The organism is Micromonospora sp. NPDC050276, from assembly GCF_044459545.1.
In the GTDB taxonomy this organism is placed as follows: domain Bacteria; phylum Actinomycetota; class Actinomycetes; order Mycobacteriales; family Micromonosporaceae; genus Micromonospora.
In genome coordinates this window covers 408383-422455 of sequence record NZ_JBITJA010000008.1, presented here as the reverse complement: position 1 = coordinate 422455, position 14073 = coordinate 408383, and the positions used below count along the sequence as shown (strand labels likewise).

Below are 14073 nucleotides of genomic sequence, written 5' to 3'. Positions count from 1 at the left end.
CGTTCGGCTGGAGCCGCGTCGTGCCACTCGCCGAGAGGCGACCTGCACACCGACATCAGCGCCGCCCCCGGCCCACCGGCCGGGGGCGGCGCTGTTTGTCCCGCCCGCCGTCGGACGGTGGCGGCACAATGTCCGGATGATTGACGTACAGCCGTGGTCCGAGCAGTCGGGCGTACTCGTACTCCCTAGTGGGGTCGCGGTGCGCGGACGGCGCATCGCTGCGGCGACATCGCCGGCCGACTTCGCCGTGCTGTTGGCACCTGGCCCGGAGCCGGCCTGGCCGCACCGGCGGATCCGGTGGCCCGATTTCTGGGTGCCACTCGACCGTGCTGAGGCCCTCGACGCTCTGCGGGAGGCGCTGCGGCGGGCGCACGATGGTGAGCGCGTCGAGGTCGCCTGCAAGGGTGGGGTGGGCCGCACCGGGACGGCCCTGGCCGCGCTGGCGATCCTCGACGGGCTGCCGGTCGAGCGGGCGGTGCCGTGGGTTCGGGCCGGCTACCACCCGAAGGCGGTGGAGACCCCCTGGCAGCGGCGCTGGCTGCGCCGCGTCGCCTGACCGTCACCACCGTCGCGGTCGACGCAGCGGCGGGCACCGGACCGCCGCCGCACCCCCGCCGCGCACCACCGGTCGCACTGCTTCGGGCCGCCCCGGGCCGCGCCGCCCCGGGCCGCGCCGCCCCGGGCCGCGCCGCCCCGGGCCGCGCCGCCCCGGGCCGCGCCGCCCCGGGCCGCACTGCGCCGGGCTGCACTGCGCCGGGCTGCACTGCGCCGGGCTGCACTGCGCCGGGCTGCACTGCGCCGGGCTGCACTGCGCCGGGCTGCACTGCGCCGGGCCGCACTGCGCCGGGCTGCACCGCGCCGGGCTGCACCGCGCCGGGCTGCACCGCCCCGGGCCGCACCGCCGGCTGGCCGTACGCCGCCCCGACCGGCGGTCACGGCGGTGTCAGCCCTGGGCGACCGCCGCCGGTTCCTTGACGTACTCGCGTAGGTGGTGGGCGGTGAGGGTGTCGCCGGTGGCGACCAGCTCGGCTGGCGTGCCGGTGAAGACGATCCGGCCGCCGTCGTGGCCGGCACCGGGGCCGAGGTCGATGAGCCAGTCGGCGTGTGCCATGACCGCCTGGTGGTGCTCGATGACGATCACCGTGTTGCCGGCGTCGACCATTCGGTCGAGGAGGGCCAGCAGTTGGTCCACGTCGGCCAGGTGCAGGCCCGTGGTCGGCTCGTCCAGGACGTACGTGGTGGTCTTCTCCGCTAGGTGGATGGCGAGCTTGAGGCGTTGCCGTTCCCCGCCGGACAGGGTGGTCAGCGGCTGCCCGAGGCTGAGGTAGCCCAACCCGACGTCGACCAGCCGGCCGAGGATGAGGTGCGCCGGCCCGCCGGGAAAGAACGCGTACGCCTCGGTGACGGACATGGCCAGTACCTCGCTGATGTTCTTGCCGCGCAGCGTGTACGTGAGCACCTCGTCGGTGAAGCGTCGCCCCTCGCATCGTTCGCAGGTGCTCGCGACGCCGGCCATCATCGCCAGGTCGGTGTAAATCAGCCCGATCCCCTTGCAGGCCGGGCAGGCGCCCTCGGAGTTGGCGCTGAACAGTGCGGCCTTGACTCCGTTGGCCTTGGCGAAGGCGGTACGGATCGGGTCGAGCAGGCCGCTGTAGGTGGCCGGGTTGCTGCGTCGTGAGCCACGGATCGGGGACTGGTCCACGATGACGACCCCGGACCGGCCGCGCAGTGACCCGTGGATCAGTGAACTCTTGCCGGAGCCGGCCACGCCGGTGACCACGGTGAGGACCCCGAGCGGGATGTCCACGTCGACGTCGCGGAGGTTGTGCAGGTCGGCCTGGCGGATGGGGAGCTGCCCGGTCGGCTGGCGTACCGCCTCGCGCAGGGTCACCCGGTGGTCGAGGTGCCGGCCGGTGAGCGTGTCGGAGCGGCGTAGCGCGGGCACGTCGCCGGTGAAGCAGATCCGCCCACCGTCGGTGCCGGCCCCCGGCCCGAGGTCGACCACGTGGTCGGCGATGGCGATGGTTTCCGGCTTGTGTTCCACCACCAGCACCGTGTTGCCCTTGTCGCGCAGCCGCAGCAGCAGGTCGTTCATCCGGGCGATGTCGTGCGGGTGCAGACCGACGGTGGGTTCGTCGAAGACGTACGTGACGTCGGAGAGGCTGGAGCCGAGGTGCCGGACCATCTTCACCCGTTGCGCCTCGCCACCGGACAGCGTCGCCGACTCCCGGTCCAGACTGAGGTAGCCCAGCCCGATCTCGACCAGGGAGTCCAGCAGGTCGCGAAGGTTGGCGATGAGCGGTGCCACGCCCGGGTCGTCGACGCCGCGGACGAACGCGGCCAGGTCGCTGATCTGCATGGCCGAGCAGTCCGCGATGGTGCGTCCGGCGATGCGCGAGGACAGGGCCGCCGCGTTGAGTCGGGTGCCGCCGCAGTCGCCGCAGGTGGTGAAGGTGACCGCCCGGTCGACGAAGGTGCGGATGTGCGGTTGCATCGACTCGCGGTCCTTGGCCAGGAGGAGCCGCTTGACCTTGACCGCCAGCCCCTCGTACGTCCAGTTGTTGCTGCCCACCTTGATCTTGGTGGGCAGCTTGTGCAGGAAGTCCTCCCACTGTTGCGGGGTGAAGTCCTGAAGCTTGACGTCCGGGTCGAACAGGCCGGAGCCGACGATGGTCTGCCAGTACCAGGAGCCGACCGCGAAGTTGGGCACGGTGATCGCACCGTCGTTGAGGGAACGCTCGACGTCCACCAACTCGTTGATGTCGAGGTCGGAGACCCGGCCCAGCCCTTCGCAGGTGGGGCACATGCCCTCGGGCAGGTTGAAGCTGAACGCCCCGGCGCCGCCGATGGACGGCTGGCCGAGCCGGCTGAAGAGGATCCGCAGCATGGCGTACGCGTCGGTGGCGGTGCCGACGGTGGAACGGGAGTTGACCCCCATCCGTTCCTGGTCGACGACGATGGCGGCGCTGAGGTTGCGCAGCGAGTCGACGTCCGGCCGGTTGAGATTCGGCATGAACGACTGGAGGAACGCGCTGTAGGTCTCGTTGATCATGCGCTGGGATTCGGCAGCGATGGTGCCGAACACCAGCGACGACTTACCCGACCCGGAGACACCGGTGAAGACGGTCAACCGGCGCTTGGGGATGTCGACCGAGACGCTGGCGAGATTGTTCTCCCGCGCTCCGCGTACCTCGATCATGTCGTGGGAGTCGGCGGCGGACCATGCTGGCTGCGACATGCGAACCCTTCACGGAATCGTGGCGGGACTTTGCCCCGCCGAGCACTGGCGGATTCCATTGTCTCATTCATCCTCATGTAGAGACTTTCGCCGACATTCAAGCGCGTACCGGAGAAGGACCTCCCGAAAAGTCTCAAATCACGTCGTAAGCGGTAGGGTGGCTCGGGTGGACGTCGCCTCGAAGGATCGGCTGCGCGCCGTGGACCTGGCGGCCACCGCCGGGATCTCGGTGCAGCAGGTGCGCAACTACGTCGAGCAGGGCGTGCTGCCGCCGGCGCGCCGCACCGCGAGCGGCTACCGGATCTTCACCAGCGAGCACGCGCGGGCGCTGATCGTGGCGCGACGGTTGGCCGAGGGACACGGCTGGAGCCGTACCCGGGAGATCATGGCGGCGGTGCACCGGGGTGACCTGCCGGCGGCGCTGGCGGCGCTCGACGGCGGCCACGCCGAGCTGGACCGGGAACGCGCCGAGATCCGCCGGGTGCTCGGTGCCTTCGAGACCGTGCTGGCCAGCCCACCGGCGGCCCGACCGGCACCACGCCACGGCGCCCGCATCGGCGAGGTCGCCGCCCTGGTCGGGGTCCGGACCTCGCAGCTTCGGCTGTGGGAGGAGCGTGGGCTGCTGCGGCCGGGACGCGCCCCGGGCACCAACTACCGGGTGTACGACGAGGCAGAGCTACGCGCCGCGCAGGTGATCGCGCTGCTGCGCCGTGGCGCGTACCCGTTCGAGATCATCGCGGCGGTGTTGGGTGAACTGCGGACCACCGGCAGCGCCCAACGGGTCCGCGCCGAGCTGGCCCGTCGCGAGCAGGAGCTGCACGCGCGCAGCCTGCGCCGGCTACGGGGCAGTGCCGCCCTGCACGACTACCTGCGCGGTCGCGGCGACGCGCGTTGACCGGCATCCCGTCCCGCCGGGCGATCTTCGTGACTAGGGTCGGGCTCATGAGAGCTGCGCTGCTGGCGGCCACGACGTCCGCCGTCCTGCTCGCTCCCGTGCCGGTGGGCGCGGCGGGAGCGTCCGCCGCACCGACGGTGCGCTGCCCCCGGGTCCCGGCGCCGGCGGCGTCCCGTCCGCCCCGGCCCTCGCCCCCGCCCGCCGTGCCCGAGCAGCGAGTGGTCGGCGGCGCCGCGCTGGACACCGCCGGCCTGGTCGTGCCGTCCGGCGTCGCCGCGCCGCCGCGGGTCACCGCCACCTCGTGGCTGGTCGCCGACCTCGACAGCGGCCAGGTGCTCGGCGGCTGCGGCCCCCACGAGTACGGCACACCGGCGAGCGTGCAGAAGCTGCTGCTGGCGGCGACGATGCTGCCCAAGCTCGACCCGAAGCAGACGGTCACCGTCACCGAGGCCGACATGAACATCGAACCCGGCTCCTCGGCCGTGGGCCTGGTGGCGGGCGGTCGGTACACCATCGAGACGATCTGGCTCGGGTTGCTGCTCAACTCCGGCAACGAGGCCGCCAACGCGCTGGCCCGGCTCGGCAGCGGAACGGACAGCGCCGCCGGCGTACGCGCCATGAACGAGAAGGCCCACCACCTCGGCGCGCTCCAGACGCACGCCGTCACCCCGTCCGGGCTGGACGGCAAGGGACAGTTCACCAGCGCGTACGACCTGGCGTTGATCGCCCGGGCCTGCTTCGCCGAGCCGACCTTCCGCCGGTACGCGCTGACCGAGCAGACGTCGATTCCGGCCCAGCCGGCGCAACGCACCAAGGGCTTCGAGATCCAGAACGAGAACCAGCTGATCTACCGGTACCGGGGTGCGCTCGGCGGCAAGACCGGCTTCACCGACCTGGCCCGGCACACCTACGTGGGGGCGGCGGAACGCGGCGGGCGGCGATTGGTGGTGACCCTGCTGGGCGCCGAATCGGCCCCGGTACGCGGCTGGGAACAGGGCGCGGCCCTGCTGGACTGGGGCTTCACGCTGCCCCGGGGCGCCTCCGTCGGTCGGCTGGTCGAGCCCGGCGAGCTGACCGCCACGCCGTCGGCGGCACCGTCCGCGTTGGCGGCGCCCGCCGCGCCCCGGCCGGCGGCGGCCAGCGGGCCGGCGCGTACCGGCTCGGGGTGGCTCTGGTCGGTGACCGCGGTGAGCGGCGCGACGGTGGTGGCGTTGTTGGGCGGCCTGCTGTGGCGGCGTCGCCGTCGGATGCCCTGACGAATCGACATCGGGCGCTGCCGCGCCCGCCGGGGGCCGCGCACGCCCTCGGCCGTAATTTCCGGGAACGGACCGGAACCGGTCCAACCGGTATCCGACGCGGGTCCGGCCGTCACGCCGAGGCGGGCGACCCGGTCGGCGGGGCGGCGGTGCTGTCCCGAACCACCAACTCGGTGGCGAGTTCCACCCGGGGCGAGTCGATGCCCTCACCCTGGGCCAGGCGCAGCACGGTGCGGGCCGCCAACCGTCCCATCTCGACCAACGGTTGGCGCACGGTGGTCAGCGGCGGTGAGGCCCAGCGGGCTTCCGGCAGGTCGTCGAAACCCACCACGCTCACGTCGTCCGGTACGCGCAGCCCGCGACGTCGAATGGCCTCGTAGACGCCGAAGGCCATCTGGTCGCTGGCGGCGAAGATGCCGGTCGGCGGGTCGGCGAGGTCGAGCAGCGCCGTGCCGCCGGAGAACCCGGAGGCGTGGTAGAAGTCGCCCGGGTAGATCAGCGCGTCGTCCACCGGCACCCCGGCGGCCTCCAACCCGGCCCGGTAACCGTCGAGCCGCGCCCGGCTGCACAGCAGGTGCGTCGGCCCGGCCACGAAACCGATGCGCCGGTGCCCGATCGCCAGCAGATGTTCGGTCGCGGCGAGCCCTCCGGCCCAGTTGGTGGCACCGATGGTCGGCACGTCCATGGCCGGCACGCCGGCCGGGTCGACGACCACCACCGGCACGTTGAGGCGACGCAGCTGCGCGTGCAGCGGCGGGCTCAGGTGCGAGGTCACGAAGATGACGCCGTCGGTGGCCCGGGTGCGCAGGTTCTGCAACCACTGGCGGGCCGCGGTGGGCTGCCGGTGGATCGCGGAGACCACCGTGCCGACGCCCGCGCCGTGCCCGACGTCCTCCACGCCCCGGATGATCTCCACCGCCCAGGGGCTGTCCAGGTCGTTGAAGACCAGGTCGACGAGGCCGGCACGACGAACGCTGCGGCTGGTGCGACGCCGGTAGCCGTGGTGGCGCAACAACTCCTCGACGCGTTCCCGGGTGTCCGGGGCCACATCGGAGCGACCGTTGAGTACCCGGGACACGGTCGGCACCGACACCCCGGCCTCCCGTGCGATCGCGGTGATGGTCACCCTGCGTCCGTCGTCCGCGCCCACCCGCGTCTCCTTCACCGAGCCGGAGGAACGACCGCAACACGTCGCCCGCCGTATGTCCCGAAACGGCGTGCACCGTTCCTCGCGTCATCTTGCCTCACCGACGGGGGTTGACGACATGCCAGGTCGGCTGAAGATTCGGCGTAGTTGCGGAAAAGTTCCGGACTTCTTTCGGCTACTTTCGCTCGCTGCGCGGCGGGACGGCCCTCGCGGACCGGGCCAGGCTGATAGACAGGACTCGTGCGCTACCGCCTGGCCGTCGTGCTCGCGCTCGCCGCGCTGCTCGGCGGCTGCGCACGGCCGGAACCGGGCCCCGCACCGGCCGTGCCGCAGCCCACGGCGGTGAGCCCCACGCCCACACCCACCCCGTCCACCTCCGGCGCGGCCCCGCTGCCCGGGTTCGTGGTGCTGACCGACCTCGACCCGCGGATTCACGCCGACATCCGCTACGCCACCCCGCACAACTTCGTCGGCCGGCCCATCACCGGCTACCGGGAGCCGCTGTGCCTGCTCACCCGACAGGCGGCCGAGGCGTTGCGCCGCGTACAGGACGCCGCGCTGGCCGGTGGGCACAGCCTCAAGGTGTACGACTGCTACCGCCCGCAACCGGCGGTCGACGACTTCGTCGCCTGGTCGAAGAGCCCCGGTGAGCAGCAGACCAAGGCCGAGTTCTATCCGGACGTGGCCAAGAACCGGCTTTTCGCCGACGGTTACATCGGGGCGCCCACCGCGCACAGCCGGGGCAGCACCATGGACCTGACCCTGGTCGACGAGCCCGCCGCCAGCCAACCTCCGTACCGGGTCGGGCAACCGCTGGTCGCCTGCACCGCGCCGCGGGGGCAGCGCTTCGCCGACAACAGCATCGACATGGGTACGGGCTTCGACTGCTTCGACCCACGGGCGCACACCGCCGACGCCCGCATCACCGGGGCGGCACGGGACAACCGCCGGCTGTTGCAGCGGCTGATGACCGACGCCGGGTTCGTCAACTACGACCGGGAGTGGTGGCACTACAGCCTCCGCGACGAGCCGTACCCGGACACGTTCTTCGCCGCCCCGGTCGCCCGCTCCTCGGTCGGGTGACCAGGTCAGTAGAACCCGGCCCGGGGTCCAGCGGCGCTCCGGCCGGGGTACCCGTTGCCGTAGGAATCCCACCCCGATCGACCGGCCCGCGATTGACGCCACCCGACGACTGCGCATAACCTCTCATCTATCTGTAAACCTTGTGAACAGATACACGTCGACGCGGCGGCGCGCGTCCCGACCGAAGGGACGATCAGGTGATCGCAGAACTCTCCTCCCGGCCCAGACGGATCCTGTCGTTGTTCGTCGCCCTGGTCGTCGCGGTGACCGCCGGTGTCGCGGTCAACGCCTCGCGTCTCGCCCAGGCCGCGCCGACGTTCAAGGTCCTGGCCTTCTACAACGGCACCTGGGACGCCGCGCACATCGACTTCGTCAAGGACGCCCGAGCCTGGTTCCCGCGGGCCGCAGCCCAGTACGGCTTCTCCTGGGAGGCCACCAACAACTGGGGCCTGCTGAACACCGCCAACCTGGCCCAGTACAAGGTCGTCATGTTCCTGGACGACGCGCCGCCCACCGCGCAGCGCGCCGCGTTCCAGCAGTACATGCAGAACGGTGGCGCCTGGCTGGGCTTCCACGTCAGCGCGTGGACCGACAACCCGTCGAGCTGGAGCTGGTACTACAACACCTTCCTCGGCAGCGGCTCGTTCCAGACGAACACCTGGGGGCCCACCCGGGTCACGATGCGCGCCGACAACCGCACCCACGCCGCCACCCGGAACCTCCCGGCGACGTTCCCGTCGTCGATCAGCGAGTGGTACTCCTGGAGCAACGACCTGCGGCAGAATCCGAACATCGACATCCTCGCCTCGGTCGATCCGTCCAGCTTCCCGGTCGGCACCGACCCGAACCAGTCCTGGTACGGCGGCTACTACCCGCTGGTCTGGAGCAACCGGCAGTTCAAGATGCTCTACGCTAACTTCGGCCACAACGCGATGAACTACAGCACCAACACCGGGCTGTCCTCCACCTTCGACAGCCCTCAGCAGAACCAGCTGCTGATCGACGGGCTGCACTGGCTCGCCGGCGTCGGCACCGTCCCCCCGACGACGCCCCCGCCGACCGATGGCCCCATCTCGCCGACCGCCTGGCACACCGTGGTCAACCGGGGCAACGGCAAGTGCGTGGACGCGCGGGCCGCCGCCAGCGCGAACGGCACGGCCATCCAGCAGTACACGTGCAACAGCAGCGCCGCGCAGCAGTACCAGTTCGTGCCGACCAGCGGCGGCTACCTGCGGGTCAACAACCGCAACAACAGCGCCCAGGTGCTGGACGTGAAGGACCGGTCGACCGCCGACTCCGCGCCCATCCAACTCTGGTCCTACAGCGGCGGCAACAACCAGCAGTGGCGGGCCGAATCCGAGGGCGGCGGCTACTACCGGTTGGTCAACCGCCTCAGCGGCAAGTGCCTCGACGTGCCGGGAGCGTCCACGGCGGACAGCGTCCAGCTCATCCAGTACACCTGCAACGGCACCGCGGCGCAGTCCTTTCGGCTGGTGCCGCAGCCGTAGATCCACCGCAAGGTCCGTGCCGGGGTGAACGGCTTCGCCGGATCACCCCGGTCCGGGCCCGGCGGCGCGCGCGAACCGGGCGGCGACGTCCCGGATGGCGGCGCGTAGCTCCGGCGGGTCGAGCACGTCGAAGTCGACCCCCAGGGTGCCGAGGAAGGCGGCGAGGTTGCCCAGCGACTCCCCGCCGGTGTGCAGCAGACAGGTCCGCTCGTCGATCGCCTCCAGCAGGCCCGCCGTGGTGGGGATCCGCTGCGCCATCGTCTCGGCCGCCGCGTGTAGGCGTACCCGGGCGGGGTGTGGCCAGGCCGTGGAGCCGACGCCGCGCAGCACGTGAGCGACCGCGTCGCCACCCGGCGGCTCCCGGGGCGCGAAGCGCAGGCCGGTCGGCACCCGGTGCTGGATCCGGTCGGCGCGGAAGGTCCGCCGGTCGTCCCGGCCGGCGTCCCCACCCCAGCAGGTGCCACCGCCGCCCGGTGTAGACCAGCCGGTACGGCTCGACATCGCGCACGCTGACCGTGCCGTCATGACCGGCGTAGTCGAAGCGCAGCCGCTCCATGTCCGTGCGGACCGTGCGGGTGGGTGACCGCGAGCCACTCGGCCAGCTCGGAGCCGGACCACTCGCGACGCGCCTGTAGGAGGGTCAGCAGCCGCAGCAGGCGCACGGAGGTCTCCACCATGTCCGCGAGGCTGCCAGGCAACGAGGAGGCAGAGCTTCCGCAATCACAGTGAGGGTGCGAAGGCGGGCGGTTGGACAGCCAGCGAAACGTCATGGAGCTGTGTCCAGTGGTCGGCGGTGGCTGCGGGCCGCACCCGTGAGAGGTGTGGGCTCTGCTTACGGTCGCCCTGCAATTGACCGCTAGCGCAGCCGCCGATTTGTTGGACCTGTGTAGTCCGGGCATTCAGAATAGATTCCTTGTCCGGGTGCTTGCGTCGATAAAATTGCGAACTTCGCTTGCCGTAGCGTCGGCGCTGCGGCAGAATGTAACCGTGAGCAATCGATTACCACTTTTCCGTCCTGGTGAGATTCGTCTTGGTTAGAGTAACCGGCACTCGAGTTCCATGCACGGCCCTTGCCGGTGATACGAGGGTGATCACAAGGGCGTCTGACGTTCCAATTCTAAGACTTGCGGGAGAGGTGAACGCCGTTCTTTCTTCCGATGGTAGATGGTTGGATGCTCAGGTAGGCCTTCTCGGGCAGCGACGGCTCTATGAGATCCGGGTAGGTCGCTATGGCGAGGAGAGGGTCATCCGAGCGGCTGCGGAGCATAGATGGTTGCTGCGACCGAAGGTGGCGCATCAAAGGGTTGAGACAACGACGGTCGGCCTCAGGGTGGGCGATCGTTTGGCGTATTCGTTCCCTCACCCGTTGCCGGGAGTGGTGCCTTCGCGGGCCGGAATTGCACGCGGGTTCGTCTTCGGGGACGGTTCGATCTCGGGTGACGCCCTAGCTCATGCATCTTTCTTCGGAGAAAAGGACGAAGCTCTCATCCGATATTTCGACGACACTGATCGCTTAAGGACTTACTACTACAAATATCTCCCAGGCATGCCAGGGCGAAAGCTTCATGTTTCCTCACGTGAGGTTACCGAACGGCTGCTGGCGAGCGGTGAGGTGAAACGATACCGACGGTTGGGAGGGCTCCCCCGAGAGTGGAAGCGGGAGTACCCTGCACTCGACGGCAACGCCGAGGCGATCTTCGGTTGGCTTTCCGGCTACTTCGCCGCTGATGGCGATGTCGGAATTTCGGGTCGTCCTTCAATCTGGTCAGCAGATCGGAGGAACCTGGAGTTCTTCAAGGAGGCATGCTCAACAATCGGTGTCTGGACTCTCCCTATCAGGGAACGGATTCGTAGAGGTTTCGGGAGGGTCGATGCTAAAATATTCCTGATGGGGATCTCCCGGGCGGACCTCACTGGCGACTTCTTTCTGCTTAACGAACATAGAGAACGTTGGACTGCCAACCGAAATGCCGTGGAGCGGCGGGGATGGACTGTCCGTGGGGTTCGCGAGACCGAGACAGTCGATAGTGTTTTCGGCATATCCATGGCGGCGAGCCCACCGCTCGCCCTGGAAGGGAACATTCTCACAGGTGGCTGCGCTTCGTGAGTATCGTGCCCTGGTGGAGGCCGCCAACCGATTGTAGGTGTGTCACTGTGGCGCACGGGCTGCGTCCACTTGAAGGCTTGCAACCGTGACCTGGGCATTATCCCCGGGTCGATGGGCGCCGGGTCGTACATCGTGCGGGGGCGGGGGAACCCGGACGCGTACTGCTCGGCGTCGCACGGGGCGGGGCGTCGGATGTCTCGGGCGCAGGCCAAGCGGACGTTCAGCACGGCGGACCTGGCCACCCAGACCGCCGGGGTGGAGTGCCGCAAGGACGCCGGGGTGGTCGACGAGATCCCCGGTGCGTACAAGGACATCACCGAGGTGATGGCCCAGCAGGAGGACCTGGTCGAGGTGGTCGCGCACCTCAAGCAGGTGGTCTGCGTGAAGGGCTGAGCGGCCGCGCGGGCCGGTGACCCGGCCCGCGCGGCACCGCCTCAGAAGCCGACGAAGACCCGGCGCAGGTCGTCGAGGGTGACCGAGCCGGTCACCTGGACCCCTTCGGGGGTGTGCTGGGGGCCCAGCCGTCCGGTGGCCAACCGCAGCCACGCCTCGGCCGGGGCCGCCAGCTCGCCGTCGGGACGCTCTGGAGCGTCGACGACCTCGACCTTGTCGCCCAGCCGCAGCCCGAACGTTCGCTCGGGCGCGTGCAGCCGGACCAGCAGGGTGGCCTCCCGCCCGGCCAACTCCTGCGGTCGGCTGGTCCAGGCCAGCATGCCGCCGATCTGGTCGAGCAGCAGCGCCACCGCCCCCGGCGTCACCGCCGCGAACGGGTTGAACGCCACCTCGGCGTCCCACTGGTGCAGGGCGAACTCGCTGAGCCGGAACCGGCCCGCGGTGGCCACGTCGACCGGCTCCGGCAGGAAACCGAGGTCGATCCGCATCGAGGCCCGGGTCTCGGCGTCCAGCGCCTCGTACGCCTCGACCAGCCGCTCGTTGGCGGCGAGGAAGCCGGCGGCGTGCTCGGCCGGGGACATCGCGTCCCAGCGCGCCCAGACGCCGCGGTTGAAGTCGCCGTCCGGGCCGGGCGCGCCGGTGCGGGCGGCGTCCAGCGACGCCAGGTTGATCTCGGCGCCGCTGCCCAGGTGGCTCAGCACCTGCGACACCTGCCACTCGCTGGCCCCGGACGGTCGGAGCAGGTCGTCTTCCTTGAGGTCCCGGACGAGCGCGGCGAGCTCCTCGTGGCCCGCGCGCAGAGCTGTGATGATCTGGTCAGCAGGGGTCGACATGGATCTCCTCAAACGGATTTTCGACGATGGTCGGGACGTTACCGGACGTGGCCGCCGGCCGGGCCGCCCCAGGGTCGGGGGCGCTCCGGCCGGCGGTCACGTCGGTCAGGTCAGCCCATGTGCACGGTGTTGCCGGTCGGGATGTCCTCCTTGCGCACCTTCACCAGCACCAGGGTGGCCAGTCCGGCGAGCACGATCAGCGCCGCGCCCCAGGCGAAGGCCACCCGGTAGCCGTGCACCAGCGCCTCCACCTGGTTGACCGGGTTCGGTGCGCGGCCGACCAGATAGGCGGCGACCGCGCTGGTGTAGAAGGTGTTCAGCAGGGCGGTGCCGAGCGAGCCACCGACCTGCTGGGTGGCGTTGAGCGTCGCGCTGGCCGCGCCGGCGTCGTGCTCCGGCACCCCGACCAGGGCGAGGCTGGACAGCGGGACGAAGGTGAAGCCCAGCCCAAGGCCCAGGATGACCTGCGCGGGCAGCAGGTGGGTGAGGAACGGGGTGTCCACGTCGATCTGGGTCAGCACCAGCATGCCCACGGCGGCGAGCGCCGCACCGGCGGCCATCAGCGGCTTGGCGCCCAGCCGGGGCATCAGCTGGCTGGCGCCACCCGCGGCGATCAGCACGCCGGCGGTGACCGGCAGCGACGCGAGACCGGCTTCGAGGGGCTTGTACTGCAACACGACCTGGAAGTAGAAGGTCAGGAAGAGGAACGCACCGAACAGGCCGGCGCCGATCAGCATCGAGGTGAGGAACGCCCCGCCCCGGTTGCGGTCCAGCAGGATCCGCAGCGGCAGCAGCGGGTGGCTGGAGCGCAGCTCGATCACCACGAAGGCGGCGAGCAGCAGCACGCCCGCGGCGATGAAACCGAGTGTCGCGGTGGCGTCCCAGCCGTCCTCGGCCGCCTTGGTGAAGCCGTACACCAGGGAGACCAGGCCGGCGGTCACCACGATCGCACCGGGTACGTCGTAGCGGGTGTTGCCGTGGGCCCGGCTCTCCGGCACCAACGGGAGCGCGAAGGCGATGGCGATGGCGGCGACCGGGATGTTGACCAGCAGGCACCAGCGCCAGTCGGCGTACTCGGTGAGCACCCCGCCGAGCAGCAGGCCGACCGCCGACCCGCCGCCGGCGATCGCGCCGTACACGGCGAACGCCTTGGCCCGTTCGGTGGCCTCGGTGAAGAGAACGGTGAGCAGCGCCAGCGCGGCCGGGGCGAGCAGCGCGCCGAAGGCGCCCTGCAACGCGCGGGCGGCGAAGAGCATCCCACCGGTGGTGGCCAGACCGCCCAGCGCGGAGGCGAGCGCGAAACCGGTCATACCGACCAGGAAGGTGCGCTTGCGCCCCCAGTAGTCGGCGATGCGACCGCCGAGCAGCAGCAGACCGCCGAAGGCCAGCGTGTAGGCGGTGATCACCCACTGCCGGTTCGCGTCGGTGATCCCCAGGTCGGCCTGGGCCTGCGGCAGCGCGATGTTCACGATGGTGGCGTCCAGGACGACCATCAGCTGTGAGACCGCGATGACCGCCAGTGCGATCCAGCGCCGCGGGTGCGGTGCGCCTGTCGACGCTCCGGCGCTGGGCGCGCCGGGGGCGGTCGAGGTGGTTCCGGGCATGGTGAAGCC

At 70.6% G+C, this 14073-nt stretch carries 12 protein-coding genes and 1 pseudogene; 7 read left to right on the top strand and 6 right to left on the bottom strand.

Annotation, left to right across the window (positions count from 1 at the left end; genetic code table 11):
• The first annotated feature begins 136 nt into the window (after positions 1-136).
• On the top strand, positions 137-556 hold the full coding sequence (locus tag ACIBF8_RS20730; protein WP_396784882.1) for a protein-tyrosine phosphatase family protein: 420 nt from the start codon (positions 137-139) through the stop codon (positions 554-556).
• A gap of 387 nt (positions 557-943) precedes the next feature.
• Here ACIBF8_RS20730 and ACIBF8_RS20725 read toward each other — a convergent pair whose 3' ends face one another.
• Complete coding sequence (locus tag ACIBF8_RS20725; protein ID WP_396784881.1) at positions 944-3238, bottom strand: ATP-binding cassette domain-containing protein; 2295 nt, start codon at positions 3236-3238, stop codon at positions 944-946.
• A gap of 166 nt (positions 3239-3404) precedes the next feature.
• Here ACIBF8_RS20725 and ACIBF8_RS20720 point away from each other — a divergent pair, with 166 nt between their 5' ends.
• Together ACIBF8_RS20720 and ACIBF8_RS20715 are read left to right on the top strand one after the other, a co-directional pair.
• Positions 3405-4133, top strand: coding sequence for a MerR family transcriptional regulator (locus ACIBF8_RS20720; protein ID WP_396784880.1), 729 nt, complete (start codon positions 3405-3407; stop codon positions 4131-4133).
• Positions 4134-4180: 47 nt separating this feature from the next.
• Positions 4181-5389: a D-alanyl-D-alanine carboxypeptidase family protein gene (locus ACIBF8_RS20715; protein WP_396784878.1), complete on the top strand. Its 1209-nt coding sequence runs from the start codon at positions 4181-4183 to the stop codon at positions 5387-5389.
• 112 nt (positions 5390-5501) lie between these two features.
• Here ACIBF8_RS20715 and ACIBF8_RS20710 read toward each other — a convergent pair whose 3' ends face one another.
• Entirely contained in the window at positions 5502-6539 is a 1038-nt protein-coding gene (locus ACIBF8_RS20710) for a LacI family DNA-binding transcriptional regulator (protein WP_366636135.1), read from the bottom strand.
• A gap of 237 nt (positions 6540-6776) precedes the next feature.
• Between ACIBF8_RS20710 and ACIBF8_RS20705 the strand changes: the two genes are divergently transcribed.
• Entirely contained in the window at positions 6777-7619 is an 843-nt protein-coding gene (locus ACIBF8_RS20705) for a M15 family metallopeptidase (protein WP_396784876.1), read from the top strand.
• A gap of 197 nt (positions 7620-7816) precedes the next feature.
• Positions 7817-9127, top strand: a complete 1311-nt coding sequence (locus tag ACIBF8_RS20700; protein WP_396784874.1) for an RICIN domain-containing protein — start codon at positions 7817-7819, stop codon at positions 9125-9127.
• A gap of 42 nt (positions 9128-9169) precedes the next feature.
• Here ACIBF8_RS20700 and ACIBF8_RS20695 read toward each other — a convergent pair whose 3' ends face one another.
• On the bottom strand, positions 9170-9628 hold the full coding sequence (locus ACIBF8_RS20695; protein ID WP_396784872.1) for a WYL domain-containing protein: 459 nt from the start codon (positions 9626-9628) through the stop codon (positions 9170-9172).
• Between the two features lie 20 nt (positions 9629-9648).
• Positions 9649-9804, bottom strand: a complete 156-nt coding sequence (locus tag ACIBF8_RS20690) for a hypothetical protein (RefSeq protein WP_396784871.1) — start codon at positions 9802-9804, stop codon at positions 9649-9651.
• Between the two features lie 491 nt (positions 9805-10295).
• Here ACIBF8_RS20690 and ACIBF8_RS20685 point away from each other — a divergent pair, with 491 nt between their 5' ends.
• A complete protein-coding gene (locus tag ACIBF8_RS20685; protein ID WP_396784869.1) occupies positions 10296-11234 on the top strand; it encodes an LAGLIDADG family homing endonuclease in 939 nt (312 codons plus the stop codon).
• An 84-nt stretch (positions 11235-11318) separates the two neighbouring features.
• Positions 11319-11627: pseudogene (locus ACIBF8_RS20680) on the top strand (RtcB family protein); the annotation flags it as partial.
• 41 nt (positions 11628-11668) lie between these two features.
• Here the strand turns inward: ACIBF8_RS20680 and ACIBF8_RS20675 are convergent.
• Together ACIBF8_RS20675 and ACIBF8_RS20670 are read right to left on the bottom strand one after the other, a co-directional pair.
• The gene (locus tag ACIBF8_RS20675; RefSeq protein WP_396784868.1) at positions 11669-12460 is read right to left on the bottom strand and encodes a maleylpyruvate isomerase family mycothiol-dependent enzyme; all 792 of its coding nucleotides are present in this window, start codon (positions 12458-12460) and stop codon (positions 11669-11671) included.
• Between the two features lie 110 nt (positions 12461-12570).
• Positions 12571-14064, bottom strand: a complete 1494-nt coding sequence (locus ACIBF8_RS20670; protein WP_396784866.1) for a DHA2 family efflux MFS transporter permease subunit — start codon at positions 14062-14064, stop codon at positions 12571-12573.
• Positions 14065-14073 lie beyond the last annotated feature (9 nt).